Annotated in this window: 17 protein-coding genes; 11 read left to right on the top strand and 6 right to left on the bottom strand. The window is 42.4% G+C overall.

Features of this window, described 5'->3' with window-relative positions; genetic code table 11:
* Positions 1-129: 129 nt before the first annotated feature.
* The 11 genes from NTX44_05625 to NTX44_05575 all read left to right on the top strand — a co-directional run bounded on the left by NTX44_05625 (position 130) and on the right by NTX44_05575 (position 11,672).
* A complete protein-coding gene (locus NTX44_05625; GenBank protein ID MCX6121079.1) occupies positions 130-1,896 on the top strand; it encodes a DUF3943 domain-containing protein in 1,767 nt (588 codons plus the stop codon).
* A 183-nt stretch (positions 1,897-2,079) separates the two neighbouring features.
* Positions 2,080-3,675: a DUF3943 domain-containing protein gene (locus NTX44_05620; protein MCX6121078.1), complete on the top strand. Its 1,596-nt coding sequence runs from the start codon at positions 2,080-2,082 to the stop codon at positions 3,673-3,675.
* Positions 3,676-3,730: 55 nt separating this feature from the next.
* Positions 3,731-4,615 (top strand): phosphatase PAP2 family protein, encoded by an 885-nt coding sequence (locus tag NTX44_05615; GenBank protein ID MCX6121077.1) that lies wholly within the window; start codon positions 3,731-3,733, stop codon positions 4,613-4,615.
* Between the two features lie 204 nt (positions 4,616-4,819).
* Positions 4,820-5,326, top strand: a complete 507-nt coding sequence (locus NTX44_05610) for a hypothetical protein (protein MCX6121076.1) — start codon at positions 4,820-4,822, stop codon at positions 5,324-5,326.
* Between the two features lie 57 nt (positions 5,327-5,383).
* A complete protein-coding gene (locus NTX44_05605; protein MCX6121075.1) occupies positions 5,384-5,971 on the top strand; it encodes a CDP-alcohol phosphatidyltransferase family protein in 588 nt (195 codons plus the stop codon).
* Between the two features lie 122 nt (positions 5,972-6,093).
* Complete coding sequence (locus NTX44_05600) at positions 6,094-6,975, top strand: phosphatase PAP2 family protein (GenBank protein ID MCX6121074.1); 882 nt, start codon at positions 6,094-6,096, stop codon at positions 6,973-6,975.
* A gap of 89 nt (positions 6,976-7,064) precedes the next feature.
* Positions 7,065-7,892 carry a phosphatase PAP2 family protein gene (locus NTX44_05595; protein ID MCX6121073.1) on the top strand — a complete coding sequence of 276 codons (828 nt, stop codon included), beginning with the start codon at positions 7,065-7,067 and terminating at the stop codon, positions 7,890-7,892.
* A gap of 80 nt (positions 7,893-7,972) precedes the next feature.
* Positions 7,973-8,749, top strand: a complete 777-nt coding sequence (locus NTX44_05590) for a phosphatase PAP2 family protein (protein MCX6121072.1) — start codon at positions 7,973-7,975, stop codon at positions 8,747-8,749.
* 112 nt (positions 8,750-8,861) lie between these two features.
* Positions 8,862-9,020 carry a hypothetical protein gene (locus tag NTX44_05585; protein MCX6121071.1) on the top strand — a complete coding sequence of 53 codons (159 nt, stop codon included), beginning with the start codon at positions 8,862-8,864 and terminating at the stop codon, positions 9,018-9,020.
* A gap of 262 nt (positions 9,021-9,282) precedes the next feature.
* Positions 9,283-10,425, top strand: a complete 1,143-nt coding sequence (proB, locus tag NTX44_05580; protein MCX6121070.1) for a glutamate 5-kinase — start codon at positions 9,283-9,285, stop codon at positions 10,423-10,425.
* Complete coding sequence (locus NTX44_05575; GenBank protein ID MCX6121069.1) at positions 10,419-11,672, top strand: glutamate-5-semialdehyde dehydrogenase; 1,254 nt, start codon at positions 10,419-10,421, stop codon at positions 11,670-11,672. Before proB ends, NTX44_05575 begins: the two co-directional genes overlap by 7 nt.
* A gap of 66 nt (positions 11,673-11,738) precedes the next feature.
* On the opposite strand, the gene NTX44_05570 is transcribed toward NTX44_05575, so the two are convergent.
* The 6 genes from NTX44_05570 to NTX44_05545 form a co-directional block, all read right to left on the bottom strand.
* On the bottom strand, positions 11,739-14,558 hold the full coding sequence (locus tag NTX44_05570; protein MCX6121068.1) for an insulinase family protein: 2,820 nt from the start codon (positions 14,556-14,558) through the stop codon (positions 11,739-11,741).
* An 80-nt stretch (positions 14,559-14,638) separates the two neighbouring features.
* Positions 14,639-15,061: a hypothetical protein gene (locus tag NTX44_05565; protein MCX6121067.1), complete on the bottom strand. Its 423-nt coding sequence runs from the start codon at positions 15,059-15,061 to the stop codon at positions 14,639-14,641.
* A 170-nt stretch (positions 15,062-15,231) separates the two neighbouring features.
* Entirely contained in the window at positions 15,232-15,561 is a 330-nt protein-coding gene (locus NTX44_05560; protein ID MCX6121066.1) for a DHCW motif cupin fold protein, read from the bottom strand.
* 64 nt (positions 15,562-15,625) lie between these two features.
* A complete protein-coding gene (gene ygiD / locus NTX44_05555) occupies positions 15,626-16,405 on the bottom strand; it encodes a 4,5-DOPA dioxygenase extradiol (GenBank protein MCX6121065.1) in 780 nt (259 codons plus the stop codon).
* Positions 16,406-16,426: 21 nt separating this feature from the next.
* Positions 16,427-16,990: a thioredoxin family protein gene (locus NTX44_05550; protein MCX6121064.1), complete on the bottom strand. Its 564-nt coding sequence runs from the start codon at positions 16,988-16,990 to the stop codon at positions 16,427-16,429.
* A 2-nt stretch (positions 16,991-16,992) separates the two neighbouring features.
* A complete protein-coding gene (locus tag NTX44_05545) occupies positions 16,993-18,510 on the bottom strand; it encodes a DUF1846 domain-containing protein (GenBank protein MCX6121063.1) in 1,518 nt (505 codons plus the stop codon).
* Positions 18,511-18,599 lie beyond the last annotated feature (89 nt).

Here is an 18,599-nt window from a genome sequence, read left to right as displayed (position 1 = left end):
GTTAATATGTTGGACAACAGACAACGGGGATACGTCCATTTGTTTATGATAAGGATGTTCGCGGGGCTGAAAGTGGAACGGTACATGGTAATACATCGACGAAGTACGGGCAATGGAGAAAGGAATACAATGAAAACACTATGCATATTAATTGTGTCACTGTTGTGTTCAGCACTAGTTCAAGCGTATAATAAACCTGCTTTTGAAAAGAAGATATCACTAAATCAAAATACCTGGTCAAGCCGGCAGATATCGGAAAATGAGATCAATCGTATTTCTGATTTAGTTACCCGATCTAATGAAACATCATTGCCGAACTCTATGATCAGTTCTTTAAAGCGTGGTAGTCCATCCCAGCTGGATACGCTGGCCAAGCTAAAGGAAGCTCTCAAGGACTCGAACGAGATTAAGAAAGAAACTCCGATTCCGGATGCGAACAAGCAGCGTACTAAGGAAACCGATGTAAAGACAAATGTTGTCCCTACGGATACGAGCTACAAGAAAATTCTAGTCCAGGATTCGACCGCGCACATTTACAACGAGTACCGGGGTTTGCTCAGCGATGACCCACTCTATAACAAAAAGGCTCCGTTGTGGCAGCCGATCTTGAAGATAACGATGCAAAACGCGCTCGTCAACTTGGTCGATCATTATCTTATCGGTTATGATTGGGCGGTAGTAGGTTTCAATTCCTGGAACCGAACTGCATTAAAATCCGGTTTCCCCTGGGGTAATGGATGGAAATGGGATAACGATAGATTCGGCAATAACTTCTTCCTGCACCCTTATACGGGCGGGGGCTACTTCAATTCGGCACGCGCGACCGGATATAACTTTTGGGAGTCGTCGATATTTGTATTCGGCGGGGCGTATGAGTACAAACTGTTCGGAGAGAATGGCGGGCCTTCACGTCAACCGGAGAGGAATGATCTGATTGCTACAACTCTCGGCGGTATGTTCGCCGGTGAAGTTTTGTACAGACTCTCATCAATTGCTCTTGATGAGAGAACCGTCGGAGCAGAAAGGTACGGCAGGGAGTTCCTGGCCCTTCTTATTAGTCCTGGCAGGGCATTCACTAGATTCATGAACGGGAAAATGTTCGCGCATAATACGGAAGAGGTATATCAAAAAGAACCGACTGATATTGTTCTATCGGCCGGCGGCATCGTGGTTAATGATGTAAAATCCTTTGGCACAGGGCCACTCGGATTTTATTTGAATGCTGATTTTGATTATGGAAAACCGTTCGAGGAAAGACACCGTAAGCCATATGACTACTTTCGACTTCGGGCTGATATGAATTTCGGACTCGGCAGAAAATGGGTCGATAATATCGTTGGGTACGGTATTCTCGCGGGCACAAATACTAAAGTGGGGAATGCCAATATGCTCTTTGGACTAACTCAAGGTTTTGAGTATTGGGATAATAAAGCTTTCGAACTGAGCACGATGTCGTTCGGGGGCGCTGTCATTACGATGGTGCCGCTCGGGAAGGGGACGACTCTGTTTATAGATTTTCATTTGGCTGTCATACCTTTTGCAGGCAACTCTACTCAGATAATAACGGATACATCGGAGGGAAGAGATTATAATTTTAGCGGCGGAGCCCAAACAAAATGCGATATCACGTTGAAGGTCGGCGATATTTTCAGCGCAACCTTGTTGAGTTATTATTATTGGATCAGTACGTACGTCGGTCCTTCAGGTAACAATTATATGGGTATTATTAAACCGAGAATTGAATTCCACCTCTTCAGTAATGTTGGGATTGGATTTGAAGATGAGATTATTTACGAAAACTTATATTTACGCGATTTCCCAGCGGTGAACAAGGTGTACACGCAACAGAGACTTTTTCTGACATTTTATTTTGCGGACTTCGCGCACAATAAGTAAACTCATTTTTACCAGGGACCGGTGTTGTTCTTTAAACATATCTCCCTGGCAATTCATAAATCTCAGTATTGGAATTGAACATTTTGTAGTGATCGATATGCACGTAATAAAGATATGGGGACTGAAAATGGACCAACAAATGCAATACGCCGACAAAGTATAGACGATCGAATGAGGAATTCAATGAAAAACATTATACTATGCATTTTTATTGTCTCGTTATGTTGTTCAGGATTACTTCAAGCACAGTATCGTGAAAAGCTTGATGCACAATCCAAATCAAATCTTAAGATCAGAAAACAAGATCAACTCTACAGAGTAGATTCCAGATTTTATTCCTACCTGGGATTGAATCTCGAGAAACATTCGTTGGAAAACACCGACAAAGACACTGTAAACAAAACCACTGCATACAAAGACAGTGTTTACATTGACACTGTAAAAAATAAGTATGGTGATTTACGGAATGACAAAGTAGAATTTAACAAACAATATCCCTTGTGGTCGGTTGCTCTGAAGGTTACCGGAGCTAATGTTGTTACATTTCTCGTTGATAGGTATTTCTTCAACTATGATTTTTCGCGTGTAGGATTCAATTCCTGGAACCATAACATAAAGACCGGCTGGGAATGGGATCAAGACAGATTTGGCATGAACTTTATTGTTCATCCGTACTCCGGAAGCACTTTTTTCAATGCTGCGCGCTCAAGCGGGTACAATTACTGGGAATCAATACCATTTGCAGCGCTCGGCAGCTTGGAGTGGGAGTACTTTGGGGAAAACACCCTGCCGGCATATAACGATATTGTCAACACGACGATCGACGGTGTATTCATTGGCGAAGTGATGTATAGAATAGGTTCAGACATACTCGATGATCGAACAACGGGATTTGATAGATTTTTCCGGGAATTTTCTGTTGCCGTTCTTTCTCCCACGAGAGCTTTCAGCAGGTTCACACAGGGGAAAATGTTCAGAGTGACTTCGGAAGAGGTCTATCAGACAGAACCGCTGAATGTTACGTTAACGTTCGGGAGGCGCCAGGTCAATGAAGGATCAAACTTTTTGACGGGACCAACAAACTGGCTCCTTGATATTATGCTTGATTATGGGAATCCGTTTGAAGTAAGGTCACGGAAACCTTTTGATTATTTCAAAGTGAGAGTGGATATTACTAAAGGACCGGGAAGAAAAATATTGGATAATGTCATCGGATATGGATTCCTCTTTGGCAGTAATTCCCATTCTTATGGTTGGTTGGATATGCTCCTCGGTGGATTTCAACATTTTGACTACTACGATAATCTGACCTTCGAATTAGCCACCATAGCATTCGGTCCCGGAATAATAACGAAGTTGAAGGTAAGCCCGAATTCCAATCTTTACACGAACTTCCATGTCGCCATAGTGCCGCTCGCTGGAAACAGTACACACTTTCCAATTTCTGACACCTCTCAGGCGAGGGATTATAACTTTGGAGGAGGGGCTGAATCAAAGCTTGAATGTACTCTTCAGCTTGGGTCGTGGGTAAGCTTTAAATTGTTAGGTTCTTATTACTGGATTCGCACATATGTAGGATATGCAGGGGATCATTATATCGGAATTCTCAAACCCAGCATTGGAGTAAGACTTTTCGACAAGCTCAGCATTGGAGTTGAACATTTGGTGTACTATAGTGATCGATACACACGTGATTATGGCAATTTTCACGATGTAAGAACCGAACAGAGAATCCAATTAACATACTACTTCGAAAATTTTAAACAAGAGAAAAAATGAACTCCCTTTTTGTTGTCATCATTGATTGGCTGCTCTTTCGATAGGAAGTATCATTATGATAAAAATGTCAAAGAGCCGGTTTATTCTTATAAAGGTCATCATCTTTTCGTTGGCTGTTATCGGTATGGTAAAGCCACTGTATTCGCAGTCTCCGGTAAGGGATACTACATTTCATCCGTACCATGTTAATTACTGGGTAACAGGTGGTATCTTCATCGTGGGAGTTCCGTTAATAATGATTGGGGCACCCTTGGTAGCGAATAAATCGCCCTTGACAAATGCAGAAATAGATGCATTAGACAGAAATAATTTTACCGCAATTGACCGTTGGGCTTTGAGACTCGATCCATCGAAAATGAGTTACTATGCAAATTTTTCTGATAATGTGCTTGCTGGTATAATCATGCTTCCGGCGCTCACACTGTTCGATCACAACATCAGGCAGGATTGGTTGGACATAGCGATGATGTATGCGGAGACCCAAATAATTGTCAACAACATATATCTTTATAGTCCTTTCGGGCCGCTTTTTCAAAATAAATATCGTCCTGCTGTGTACTACGATGAGCTCGGTACCAGTGGCACGAGAATGACAAGCTGGAACCGGAGTTCATTTTACAGCGGCCATGTTGCATCTGCCGCAGCGGCATCTTTCTTTACCGCAAAGATAGTTTGTGATTACTATCCGGAATTAGGATGGAAGAAATATCTTCTCTATGGCGCGGCGGCAATACCGCCTCTTATCGAGGGATATCTAAGAATGAAAGCACTTGATCATTTTCCATCCGATATATTAGTGGGGCTTGGAGTAGGAGCATTATGCGGCATAGTAATCCCAGAAATTCATCGTATCAAATTTGAGAACGTTTCAGTGGGATTATATTCTTCTTATGAAGGAACTGGAATAAGTTTGAAATGGCAGCCTGATTTTGGAAAATAGGCATTTGTACTTTTGAAAATAAATTTTGTTGTGTTTTGAATATAGTAGTAATCGTGCTGTTGGGTCTGTACTAGTATAATGAATAATTTTATTGAAGGAAAAACCTGCAATCATCATAAAGAAATCATAGTTCACAAACGAACGGATTCCCAACAAATCGGGTTCTGGTTCATTTCAATCACATTTAATAGAAGGAGAAGCATTATGCGCTACGTACTTGTATTAATTGCAGCAGTGTTATTGTCGAGCACTGTAGATGCACAGTTACGTATTAATCTCGGCTTCAATATAGGAAGTCAACCAGTTTGGGGTCCGGCTGGTTACGATCATGCTGAAAATTATTACCTGCCGGACATTGAAGTTTACTACAATGTTCCTCAGCATATGTATTACTATCAGGAAAGAGGACGCTGGGTTAGCAGGTCATCTTTGCCTTCCCGGTATCGTGGCTTTGATTTGTATAATTCTCACAAAGTAGTGATCAATGAGCGAACACCGTGGCGCAATCACGCATCGTATCAGGGAAAATATGCCTCGTATAAAGGTCAGCATGATCAGCAGCCAATCCGCGATGCCCGTGATCCAAAATATTATGTAAATCCAAACCACCCCGAGCACAATAACTGGGTAAAGCAACAAAAGCATGATAATGGTAATGGCAAAGGTAAAGGTAATAATAAAGATAAAGGGAATGGTCGCGGCAACAAATAATGACAAAAATAACAGACAAGACAAACAAGTACTGGCATGGGAATGGTGGAAAATAGATTGAATCCGCAGGTAAGCAAGAACATACATGTTTTTGAACAACCTGCGGATAGGGGGATCAATCACAAAAGAACCGTGATTTTTAAACAGCTTCGTGCATTGCGTTGGCCGGATATGCTTACTCTTCTTGGTCTTCTGTGTGTTTCTTTTTCAGTCTATTTTTCTTTCAAAGGATTTTTAGGAATTGCATACGTTCTTATCCTATTGCAATTCCTCTTAGATTATTTTGATGGAAAGTTAGCAAGAGCGATTGGCGGAGGAGTGCTGGGTGTTTACCTGGATAGTTTTACGGATTTTATGGCAGTGGCTGCCTCGGTAGTTTTTGGTTGGTTTGTAGGGATAACCGGTACTGCTATGCTCATCGCCGGATTCTTAAATGACGGCGCAGCATCAATACGATTGGCGTATTTCACGTCATATAAACAAAAGGGGTTCACAGGTATTCCGACTGTTCTAGCCGCTTCAGCAGTCTCGACGATTGCTTTCCTTGGATATTTCTTTGTCCAAGAATATCTCGTTTGGTTTGTGATTTTTTATTTCATCTCGGCAATTGCAATGATTTCTGATTTGAGACTTAAGAAAATATAATCGTATCTCCAAAAATGAACTATTTTTTCATGCTATTAAATGTTCGAATGGATTCCCGCATTATTCACATTTGGTCTTGTTGTCTTCATCGGTTGGCTGATCTTTTGATAGGAATTTCTTTCATGATAAAAAAGTTAAAGAATCGGTTTATTCTTATTAAGGTCATAATCTTTTCGTTGGCTGTTATCTGCAATGTGAAACCGATGTATTCGCAGTCTCCGGAAAAGGAGACTACATTTCATCCGTACCATGTAAATTATTGGGTAACAGGGGCTGTCATCGGTGTTGGATTGTCGGCAAATTACCTGGGAGGAGCATGGGTATTTCAGAAACCAGAGATGTCTCTATTAGAACTACAGGCATTGAACAAAGGTGCTATAAACAGTATCGATAGCTGGGCTTTAAAGCAAGATCCATATAGTAGGGACGCCTTCACTAACTATTCAAATTTTCTCCTTGCGTCTACCGTTGTTCTTCCGGTTTTCCTTATGTTTGATAAACAGATCAGGCAGGATTGGCTTGACGTGCTACTCATGTATGTGGAAACAATGTCTATCACACCTAATATTTATGAATGGACTCCTCTCGGGGTTAATTTTCAAAATAGAGTTCGACCTCTTGCTTACTATGATCAACTTACTTATGGGGAGAGAAAATCAGGCGATAACCGGAATTCATTCTACAGCGGCCATACTGCCGTTGTCGCGGCATCCACTTTCTTTATGGCAAAAGTCTACATTGATTACAATCCTGGAATGGGAGACAATAAATATCTTTTATACGGTGCAGCGACAATTCTTCCTCTCCTTGAGGGATATTATAGAGTGAAAGCGCTCAGGCATTTTCCTTCCGATATAATAGTTGGCATAGGAGTAGGGGCATTGTGCGGCATCCTTATTCCCGAACTTCATCGTTTCAGGGACAAAAACATCTCATTAGGATTGTATTCTTCATCCATAGCAACAGGGATAGCCATAAAATGGCAGCCGGATTTTTTAAAATAGACATGTTTACTTTTGAAAATGAATTTCTTTATGTTTCTCATAAAGAACAATCATGAAGCACACAACGAAAAAAAAGAAAGGATATCCTCATGCGGCATAGGATTCTTATATCACTTTTCCTTATTGTCATTTGCGGATTCTCTCCCTACAGAGCCGCAGATCTCTTCGCACAAGATATCGCTTCACGGGATACCGTACTGGGGAACAAATACAATTTGTCCCAATTCGGACACGAGACTTGGAGTTTTATTAAACAACCAACGAAATGGGACGGCGGCGATTGGCTCAGACTTGGTGTGATGGGCGGCGCGACATTTCTCACAATGCAAGTTGATCAGCCAATCCGCGATGCGGTTATGAGAGACAACAAACGATATTTCTACAGCGTACCAATTGAGGGAGCCAGAATGTATGGAGAACTGTATTCTCCATTTGTGTTCTTTATTGGCTTTGCTGCGCATTCTTTGATAGCGGACGATATGTCGACAAGGAAAATCGCTTATGAAATCGGACAGGCTTCACTCTATACGGGTGCAGTTGTTCTGACATTGAAATCTATCATTGGCAGAGCAAGACCTCATGACGATCTCGGGAGAGCGACATATCACCCTTTCACAATTATGGGCGATGATTATCATTCACTTCCTGGAGGACATACAGCCACTGCATTTGTCATCTCAACTGTGCTTTCCAGAAATGTTCATCCAACATGGTTGAAAGTACTCGTGTACTTACCGGCTATAATCACTCCCATCTCTCGAGTATATCAAGATATGCATTGGACATCAGATAATATTCTCGGCGGCGCAATTGGCTACTTTATCGCAACCTGGGTCGTCGATATCCATGAACAGAATGATTCGAGAGTGCACGTGTCTTCGATCTTTCCACTCACCGTCAGTATTACTCTCAATTAGGCGGGTTGATCACTCTATGGTCTTCATTGCATAAAGATTCAAAACATACTTTCCTCTTTCGCAGAGCATACGAGTGCACTATGAGCCATAAAATTTTCTTATCACTCATCGTTTTGATCATCTGCGAGTCTTCTCTCTTCGCACAAAACAAATACGATTTCCCTCAGTTCGGACACGAGACTGGTGATTTTATCAAACAACCGTCGAATTGGGACGGCAACGATTGGCTCAGACTCGGGATGATAGGTGGAACAACATTTTTAACAATGCAAGTTGATCAACCCATCCGCGATGCAGTTCTTAAAGACAGAAGTTATTTTTATAGCGTACCGATTGAGGCGGGCAGAATATATGGGGAACTCTATTCCCCGGTGGTGTTCTTTGCCGGTTTTGCTGTACATTCTTTGATAACGAATAATATGTCGACAAGGAAGATCGCTTATGAAATCGGACAGGCTTCATTGTATACGGGTGCAATTACCTTGATAATAAAAACTGCGTTCGGTAGAGCAAGACCGTTTATGAACGAAGGTACATCCAGTTATCACCCATTCTCATTTCGCGACGATTACCATTCGTTTTCCGGAGGACATTCAGCCACTGCATTTGTCATCTCAACCATCCTTTCCAGAAATGCCGGACCAACTTGGTTGAAAATTCTCGCATACTTACCGGCGGTACTCACACCAATTTCTCGAGTATACCAGGACCAGCACTGGATGTCTGATAATGTTTTCGGCGGCGCGCTCGGCTATTTTGTGGCCACATGGGTTGTCGATACTCATGAGAAAAAGGATAAAGAGTTTCAAAGTACTTCAATCACCCCTCTCATCAATATTAGTATTGTTGTAAACTAAGGTTTCTTATAGAGTAATGGTTAAGCTAAAAACACTAAACAGAAAGTAAGAGTCAACATTACTTATACTTCCATCGAATCCACAACTTATACACAATGAAAGGAATATTTCCATGAACTTCTCGAAGAATATAGGGATGTTACTACTGGGTATCTGGCTCATAGTCTCGGGTGTGGTAGCACTTGTCCCGGCTGTGTATTTCGATGGTCTGAGGGTGATCATAGCAATACTCGCCGTACTCGCTGGAATATTCATCTTGCTGCGTAAATAAATCAACGTTGTTGTTCAATTGTGGAAGCTGCCGTACGGATGCTTTGGTTAACTCTGTAGCTGCATCATACTATCCAAATGTTTAAAGATACATCATTGTGATTGTGTGTTCTATTGTTCTTGAATTGATGTGCTTCAATCAAATGAGTCGCGTATCAAATTCAACCTGATAAAATTTTCGTTTCTGTAATCATACCTCTTCCTTGGTCTACAGGCAGTTTCCCTTTTTGAATTCTTCTTACTATTTAGTATAATAAAGCATTATGCATCGCCTTAAATCCATACTTCGTACACAAAACACGGTTGTGATCAAGATTGGCACAAACCTGCTTGCTGACAAAGTGAAGGGGATCAATCTCGATCGGATTAACGGGATTGCTCAAAGCGTTGCCCGTTTGAATGCCATGGGAAACCATATTGCAATCGTCAGCTCTGGAGCAATCGGTGCAGGCGTAGCCGCACTCAAGTTAAAAGAACGTCCCAAAACGATTCCAGAAAAACAAGCAACGGCAGCTATTGGTCAGCCGCTGTTGATGGAGGCGTACGAAAATGCCTTCAGAAAACAGGATTGCACAATTGCTCAAATCCTGCTCACCAAAGATGACTTTGTGAATCGGGCACGGTATCTCAATGCAAAGAACACTTTTCCTATACTGTTTGAGCAAGGCGTTGTTCCGATTATCAACGAAAATGATACGGTTGCTGTAGAAGAAATTAAGCTCGGCGATAACGATAATCTTTCTGCAATGGTCGCAAATCTTATTGAGGCGGACCTGCTTATCATTCTGAGTGACATTGACGGACTTTTCTCGGATGACCCAACGAAGAACCGCGAAGCCGAACTGATTCCTGTCGTAGAAAAAATTACGCCGCAAATTGAAAAACTTGCAAAGAGCAGCAAAACCGAATTAAGTACCGGCGGAATGATTACAAAAATTCAGGCAGCAAAGCGATGTGTCTCTGCAGGGATTGCGATGATCATTGCCAACGGAAAGAATCCAGGCGTATTAGAAGAAATCTTCTCCGGCATTTTTAAGGGCACGCTCTTTTTGCCGGCAGAAAACAAATTGAACATGCGAAAAAAGTGGATTGGTTTTGTGTCCTCAGCAAAAGGATATGTGCGCGTGGATGACGGGGCCAAACTTGCACTATTGAAAAAGCAGAAGAGTCTGCTGCCGTCCGGAATTGTTGAAGTGCATGGAGAATTCAAAGCGAACGAGACAATTTCTATATTAGATATAAATAGCAAAGTGATTGCGAAAGGTGTCACTGGATTTTCTTCTACTGATCTTGGTAAAATTAAAGGAAAGAAGACAGGCGAGATCGAGAAAATTCTCAACCGCAAATCACATGACGAAGTGATTCATCGTGACAATTTAGTGCTTATCGGAGAATCATCGTGTTAGAAGTCAATATTATCAAGAAGGCGCGGTCTGTCAAAGAAGCAAGCGGAATTCTTTATAACTGCACGACCGCGAAAAAAAATTCTTTGCTCAACGCGATCAACCATCGTCTTCTTAGTGAAGCCTCGGTAATTCTTAATGCCAACAAAAAAGATTTGAAGAATGCGAAACAAACCGGATTGCCAAAAGTATTACTTGACAGATTGACTCTCACTGAACAGCGTATCAAACACATGATGGACGGTGTGAAGGATGTTATCAAACTTCCTGATCCTGTTGGGAGAGTTCTTGAGAAGACAAAACGGCCAAACGGTCTTCTTATTGAAAAGATGAGAGTGCCACTCGGCGCTATTGGTATTATTTATGAAGCGAGGCCGAATGTGACAATCGATGCTTCTGTCCTGTGTTTGAAATCCGGGAACGCTGTGCTGCTGCGGGGTGGATCGGAAGCGATACATACGAACAAGAAACTCGTAGATATCATTAAAAAGGCATTGCACGATGTACACCTGCCCACCGGGTGTGTAGAGTTTATCGATACGACAGACAGAAAAGCAGTGATGACTATGTTGAAGCAGGAGGAATATCTTGATGTGATCATTCCGCGCGGGAGTCAAAAGCTGATCAGCTTTATTCAGGAGAATTCCGTTGTGCCTGTCATCGCACACGGAGAAGGCAACTGCCATATCTATGTTGACAGTTTTGCTGACCTTGCAAAAGCAGAGGCGATTGTTTTTAACGCAAAAGTACAAAGACCATCGGTCTGTAATGCGGCGGAGAAGCTGCTCGTGCATGAGAAAATAGCGGAAAAATTCTTACCGCGCGTTGTGAACAGGCTGAGGCAAGCCGGAGTTGAAATTCGCGGTGATAAAAAAACGTTATCGATTATCAACAATACGGTACTCGCTCGGGATGCTGAATGGTACAGAGAGTATTTAGATCTCATTATCGCTATTAAAGTAGTGAAGAGTTTAGATGAAGCCATTTGTCATATCAATCATTTCGGTTCCCACCATTCCGATGCGATTGTTACCAGCAAGAAGACAAACGGCGAAAGATTTCTGCGGGAAATAGATTCAGCCGCAGTATATGTAAACGCCTCAACGCGGTTTACTGATGGTTATGAATTTGGTCTTGGCGCTGAAATCGGCATCAGCACTCAAAAACTTCACGCACGAGGACCGATGGGACTTGTGGAACTGACAAGTACTAAGTTCGTCGTTCATGGAAAAGGACAGATTAGAAAATAAACCAATCCGATCGCTTTAAGCGGTCGGATTGGTACGAAACTGATTCTGATAACTGACCGCTTTTTCTTACTTCTTTTCCGGATACAGCACTACCTTCACATAATTATTCATATCAAAATATTTCTTCGCAGCATTCTGAATTGCGGCAGCATTTAAATTCTCCACAAGCTTTGGATAATTCAGGATCATCTCCGGATTTTCGTTGTTCGCATAATACGAGTAGAGATTGTTCAGCCAGAATCCGTTTTGTTTCAGATTTACTTCATACCCGCGCCGCTGGGTTTCGCGCACTTTTTCTATATACAATGGATCAAACGGTTTAAGTTTTGCGCTGTCGATTTGCTGCAAAGCGACCTTCACTAATTCGTCAACGCGTTCGGGATTGCAGCCCCATCGCACAGAAATGTTGTATTCCTGTCGTGGGTAGAGCGAAGGAGAACCGCCTGCGCCAACACCGTAGGTTCCGCCTTTGTCTTCTCGAAGTACCTCCCGCAATTTTATATTGAGCGCTTCGAGCATTGAATTGAAATCATATCTGTTTTGCTGAGACCATTCAAATGGCCCGGTGAATGTAAGATTGACAGAGCTTTTCGGTTCAATACCCTTCTTTACCTGTTTACTGATGACTCCTCTTGGCGGTTCGATGTTAAGATCTTTCCACATTTCTTTTCGGTTAAGAGAAGGCAGTGCGGCAAGATATTGCTCAACAAGCGGTTTTATAGAATCAACCTTAAAGCTACCGACAAAGAAGAAGATGAAATCGCTGAAATCAGCAAACCTGTCTTTGTAAAAGGAAAAAGCCCTGTCCAGATTCACTTCCTCCAATAATGGAGTTGTCAATGGGCGCATGCGTGGATGATAATTGGTTAATGTGACTTGCAATGTATCTGCAAATGCCGCTTCAGGACTCACGCTGCGATTTTGCAGCGATGCCTTATATCGCGTAATCAAGGATAAAAATGCAGTCGAGTCTTTGCGCGGAGAAGTTCCATAGAGGTACACGAGTTGAAAAAGTGTTTCGATATCTTGAGGTGATGCACTGCCGCCGAATCCTTCAGCGAGTGTGGAGATGGTGGGATAAACGGACACTATTTTACCTGAAAGTTTTTTTTGCAACGCGATAGGATCGAACGTACCAACACCTGAGGATCGTCCGACAATGACCGATGTAAATTCAGCGGAGAGGGAGTTCTTATCATCTACTAACGATGTACCGCCATTACTGTACGCGGAAAACAGAATCTCATCATTCTTGAAATCGGTGGGTTTAAGGACGACGCGCGCACCGTTTGAGAGTTTCCATTCTATGACACCGAGCGAAGAAATATTTTTTTCTTCCACGACTTTTCCCGGTGTGGGAAGATGGTCGACCAACGGTTCCGTGTTGACCTTATCAACGTATGGAGTGAGTTGCTCTGCACTTACTTCGTTCATGAGAGATAACACTTCGGCTTCCGTGGGAATTTTTACACTGTCCTTTTGAGGTGCAGAAACAGTGATAACGCGGTTACTCTCAGTCATCCTCTCCTGTGTTTGTTTATTGACTTCCTCAAGGGTTATGCCGGGAAGAAATTGTTTGTATAAGGCAAGCTCAACTTCGATGCCTGGGATTGGTTCATGCTGGAGGAAGTTTCTAATATATTCATCAATGAACGGCCGAGATTCGGTTTTATCCCGTTCTTTATAAGCCTTTTCTATGCCGCGTAACGATTGTGTCTTCTGCCGCTCAAGTTCAGTTGCAGTGAACCCGTGCTGCTTCACACGAAAAGCTTCAGTGAGCATCGCTTCAAGTCCATCAAGGATGGAGTTCTCTTTGACACCTGCAGCGAAGTAGAATGCTTGTTTTGGACCGATAAACCTTCCATCGTAGTTGTAGGCATAGATGAATGGCGGATTCGGTTTCTGGAGCAGTTCCCGATATCGTGCATTTAACATTGAGCTGGAAAGGTTGCTGATTATTTCCTTTCTGTAGTCCGCGGCTGTGCTTTGGCTGCTTGTATCGCGTTTAAATAGCACATCAACGGAAGCTCTGGTAAGTTCCGCATCAGTAGCGATAGATACTAATGTTTCTTTATTATCCGGCACAGGATATTGAATGCGCTCTCGTTCTTTCTCGGGATTTTTTAAATGTGAAAAATGTTCCTTGATGAGTTTTTCGATTTCTACTTTGTTGAAATCACCGACAGCAAGGACTGCCATCAGATCGGGTCGGTACCAATCCCGATAAAACTTACGGAGGGCATCGTGCGGACAAGATTCGAGAATCTCCTTTTTCCCAATAGTAATGCGGTCGGCGTAATGCGATTTGTAAAGCTCTGTAGGAAGATGCTTCATCGATACACGTTCTTCCGCACCCCGGCGCAATCGCCATTCCTCAATCACAACGCCACGTTCTTTATCAATTTCAGTGTCATCATACGAGACATCATGTCCCCATTCTTCAAGGATCTGAAATCCTTTCTTCATAACTTCAGGCGAGTCGGTTGGGACTTGCAGCATGTAGACCGTTTCGTCGAAGCTGGTATAGGCATTTAACTCCGGACCGAATCGAACACCGGATTTTTCCAGGAAGTTGATCAAGTCTTGTTTTGGAAAATTCTTTGTGCCGTTGAATGCCATATGTTCATCAAAGTGCGCCAGTCCTTGCTGGTCGTCGTCTTCGAGAATCGAACCGGCTTTGACGGCGAGTCGAAGCTCTGCGCGTTTCTCTGGTTTGTGGTTCTCACGGATGTAATACGTAAGTCCATTATCCAATTTCCCGACGAGAATTTTCGGATCAGGTGTAAGAACTTGCTCCAGTTTGAACGTTTGCTGTGCTTGAAATAGGAAGACGAAAACGATTGACATTCCGATTATGATAAATAAAACCTTTATGATTATTTTCATATGAGCCCTTTCAAAATATATGTACAACTTTGTTTATGTCGTTACTTGTTCCGATGCTCTGCGTCGGAACAAACTATGTATTACCAATCGGTAATCACTTCGATCGGTCCTTTAATGCCATTGTAATCTCTCGCGCTCGAGTACGTCCATTCCATTGGCTCTTCAATATACCCGGCACGTACAGGATTATAATGGATATATTCGATCTTCTGATGCATCATCATCTCGTTCTGTATTTCCTGTGGATGACTGCCTTCTTGCCATATTTGATATGTGCGATCATGTTTAAACTTCAGTTTGCATTCTGCAAGTATTTGTAAGATACGATTCTCATTCTGTGATTTGAGTGTGTCGATTATATTTCGCGCTGTAAAAGATTTAAATGAAGCTATTTCTTTTGAAAGCTGCTCGGATAATGCAATAAGGTGAAGGTGATTTGGCATGATGACATAGGCATAAATTTGAAAGCGATGATGTTTTGTAATGAAGTTAAGCGAATCCACGATCACTTTCCGTAAATCTTTATTGTCAAATAACTTTAGCCATTGCACAACGGTGCAGGTTAAAAAATATGGTTGTGATGTGTCAAATATGTTATATCTACTTCTTGCCATACTGCTGAATGGTTTTGTTCCGACGGGTGACCATCGGAACAAGGTTGCTGGAATAAATATCAATCTACAATGAATAACACCGCACCGTTCTTTGTGTATGAGCTATGCGGATAATTTTCATCTTCAACTTGATACGACATGCCTTTACGTAATTCGACTACTCGACCGTCTTTCAAGTTCGTAGTCATTTCACCTTCAAGACAGTACAAAATGTGTCCTTTTGCGCACCAATGATCGGCTTTGTAGTTCGCGGAGTATTCCACAACGCGCACGCGGATATCACCGCACTGGCGCACCTTCCAAAGTGCATACCCTGTTTTGCCTTCGTGCCGCTCGGATTTTACTCCTGACCAATCGGTTGTTTCAAATGGAATGTTTTTGATGATCACGATGTGCTCCCTTCATTTTACACACAACAGAAAGTACGGTGAATCGGAACAAGCTTCCTAAAAATTATTGAATCTTAAAGCATCTCATCGACATCGATCCGTTTTGGATGCCTTCGTGAACAAATTCAACCTGTTCATCCTCTTCTTGCAGAGCAGCACTGTAGAGGAGCGGCAGATAATGATCGTTCGTCGGCACGGCAAGTCGGCTGACAGGACTCAATTCTTTGTAGCGAACCAATTGCTCATGGTCTTTTCGAACAAGTGCGTCTTTGATATATTCATCGAACTCGATTGCCCACGGGAATGGCTTGGCATTCTCATCGAAATCGATCTGACGAAGATTATGGACGATATTTCCGCTGCCCAAAATGAGAACATTCTTTCTCCGAAGAAATGAAAGCTTTTTACCCAAAGCGTAATGTTCTCTTTCATTCTTCGTTACATCTAAACTCATTTCAAAGATTGGAATGTCTGCCTTGGGATACATATGCGTAAGCACAGCCCATGAGGCATGGTCGATTCCCCATTCTGCATCCAATTGGATGTTGTCGGACTTTAATTTTTGAGTGATGGACTCGGCAACTGCTCGCGCTCCGGGAGGATGGTACTTGACACCGTAGAGTTCATCAGGGAAGCCGTAAAAATCATAGATTTGTTTCGGTGTATCTGCAGAACAGACGAATGTTCCTTTGGTAAGCCAATGTGCAGATATGACAAGTATAGCATCAGGCTTTATAAGAGAAATCCCCAATTTCGTGAGAGATTTCGTATATTCGTTTTTATAGATAATGTTCATTGGTGAACCATGACCAATGAAGAGAACAGGAGTTTTGTAATCAGACATCTTCCTACCTTCAATCATTCGTTATTTCGGTGCATGTAACTCGAAATATTTTTGTATGACATCGCCTTGTTTGCCTATCAAATGCGGCGCTGTCTTCTTAAGAAGTTTCGTAAACGTAGCAATTTCTTCTTTTGATCCAGGATATCCAATATTCTGTTTTTTGGGCATGACATTGGAGTTGGCGATCATCTTACCTTTTCTATTGAGAAATACAACAAAAGGAAGTCCGGCATTGTTTCCTCCGAAATCGGATAATAACTTCTGACCGCCTGGGTTCTCATGAGTTTGAATCTTATCGCCACGTTCCTGCACGTCCAGCATGACGACGACATAATTTTTGTCGATCAGTGTCTTGATTTCCGGATCATTTAATGCTGCCTCTAATCGTTTACACCACTTGCACCATGTAGCGTGGAAGATGAGAAACACGTTCCTGTTGGATGATTGTGCATCGGTCACAGCGGCTTTAAGAATGATTTGCGCCGAATCCGGTTTGATGGTTTGCCCAAGCATGGAATAATCCATAACAAGCATGGGCATGATGAGAAAGAAAACAGTTTTTCGTATAATATATTTTCGTTTCATGATTAACTCACAAATAATCTTTTCGTTGAAAAATCCGCGTCGCTTGTCAGATTCACGCCAAGCTTTCGAAATCCTGCTTCGTCACCGGGAGTTGGTATATGTGTCATGTGAACTTCGCAGCCCCGGAGTTCCTTCAGTTTTTCAATTGCAGTTTTAGCGGCTGGATTGACCGTGGAGCTAATGCTGAGCGCGATGAGCGTTTCTTCCAAATCTAAACTCACCATTTTTCCTCGTAGCACATCCTTTTTAAAATGTGTTAGTGATTGAATGATGTCCGGTGGAAGCAGGTGAATAGAATCTGGAAATACAGCAAGCTGTTTTACTGCATTCAGCACGAGAGCGGAGGCTGCATGCATAAGAGTCGAATTTGTGCCGGTAACAATAGAACCGTCCGGCATTTCTATTGCAGCACCGCAGAACATACCGTTATTACCTTTGCCGCGCTGTTCTGCAGTAGCGGCAACTTGCCGGGCATCATTGACGACATTTCGATTTTCGGGTTTCACATTCAATTCATCTAATAAAAGTTCGACACGCTGAACTGTTTCTTTATCTGTAAAACCGATTGCATACTCACACGCATACCTAAAGTAACGGCGAATGACTTCCTGTATTGCCGCTGATTGAACAACGCTGTCATTCACAATACCAAATCCTGCACAATTTACTCCCATATCGGTTGGCGATTTATAGAACGAAGGCGCATTTGTAATCTTTTCGATAATGCGTTTCAACAGCGGAAATGCCTCCATATCACGATTATAGTTGATCGATTTCTTGTTGTATGCTTCAAGATGAAAAGAATCGATCATGTTGAAATCTCGAAGGTCAGCGGTAGCGGCTTCATACGCGGCGTTCACCGGATGCTTTAATGGAAGATTCCATATTGGAAAAGTTTCAAACTTTGCATATCCTGCGTGTACACCACGGCGGTATTCATGGTAAAATTGCGAAAGGCAGGTCGCTAACTTGCCGCTTCCCGGTCCTGGTCCGCTCACAATGACAATTGGTTTTGTCGTTTCTATGTAGGGATTAGCACCATATCCCTCATCGCTGACTATTGTATCGACATCTATGGGATATCCTTTTGTAGCTTTATGAGTATAGATTCGGATGCCGCGGCGTTCTAGTTTGTTTTTGAATAATGTTGCCGATGGTTGGTTGTCGTACCTCGTAATGACAACAGCAGTGACGTTCACGTCCCATTCACGCAAATCATCAATTAGTTTCATCGCATCAACATCATAAGTTATTCCGAAATCGGCGCGAATCTTTTTTCGTTCAATATCTCCGGCATAAATACACAGGATCACTTCAGACTGGTCGCCTAACTTTTGGAGAAGGCGCATCTTTACATTCGGGTCATATCCGGGCAAAACACGCGAGGCATGGTAATCGTACATCAACTTACCGCCAAATTCCAGATACAGCTTGTTATCGAACCTATGGACGCGTTCTAAGATCGCTTGACTTTGTTGAGCAAGATATTTCTCATTATCAAAACCTATGGCCTGAGACATGCATTCCTTTCAGGGAAGTGAACAGTATGTTTTCGTATTTAGGACTGATAATTCTTTGACGCATTTAAAGAGTGAGAATCTTGATTAAA

The sequence above is a fragment of the Ignavibacteriales bacterium genome, assembly GCA_026390575.1.
Taxonomy (GTDB): Bacteria; Bacteroidota; Ignavibacteria; order UBA10030; family UBA10030; genus Fen-1298.
The sequence above is the reverse complement of the archived record's forward strand: the minus strand, read 5'-3'. Positions and strand labels throughout refer to the sequence as shown.

Excerpts from the sequence above, each read along its gene's own strand:
- NTX44_05610 (MCX6121076.1), top strand. The coding sequence starts at position 4,820 with ATGCGCTACGTACTTGTATTAATTGCAGCAGTGTTATTGTCGAGCACT.
- NTX44_05600 (MCX6121074.1), top strand. The coding sequence starts at position 6,094 with ATGATAAAAAAGTTAAAGAATCGGTTTATTCTTATTAAGGTCATAATC.
- NTX44_05595 (MCX6121073.1), top strand. The coding sequence starts at position 7,065 with ATGCGGCATAGGATTCTTATATCACTTTTCCTTATTGTCATTTGCGGA.
- NTX44_05585 (MCX6121071.1), top strand. The coding sequence starts at position 8,862 with ATGAACTTCTCGAAGAATATAGGGATGTTACTACTGGGTATCTGGCTC.
- NTX44_05570 (MCX6121068.1), bottom strand. The coding sequence starts at position 14,558 with ATGAAAATAATCATAAAGGTTTTATTTATCATAATCGGAATGTCAATC.
- NTX44_05590 (MCX6121072.1), top strand. The coding sequence starts at position 7,973 with ATGAGCCATAAAATTTTCTTATCACTCATCGTTTTGATCATCTGCGAG.
- NTX44_05620 (MCX6121078.1), top strand. The coding sequence starts at position 2,080 with ATGAAAAACATTATACTATGCATTTTTATTGTCTCGTTATGTTGTTCA.
- proB (MCX6121070.1), top strand. The coding sequence starts at position 9,283 with ATGCATCGCCTTAAATCCATACTTCGTACACAAAACACGGTTGTGATC.
- NTX44_05550 (MCX6121064.1), bottom strand. The coding sequence starts at position 16,990 with ATGAAACGAAAATATATTATACGAAAAACTGTTTTCTTTCTCATCATG.
- NTX44_05625 (MCX6121079.1), top strand. The coding sequence starts at position 130 with ATGAAAACACTATGCATATTAATTGTGTCACTGTTGTGTTCAGCACTA.
- NTX44_05545 (MCX6121063.1), bottom strand. The coding sequence starts at position 18,510 with ATGTCTCAGGCCATAGGTTTTGATAATGAGAAATATCTTGCTCAACAA.
- ygiD (MCX6121065.1), bottom strand. The coding sequence starts at position 16,405 with ATGTCTGATTACAAAACTCCTGTTCTCTTCATTGGTCATGGTTCACCA.
- NTX44_05615 (MCX6121077.1), top strand. The coding sequence starts at position 3,731 with ATGATAAAAATGTCAAAGAGCCGGTTTATTCTTATAAAGGTCATCATC.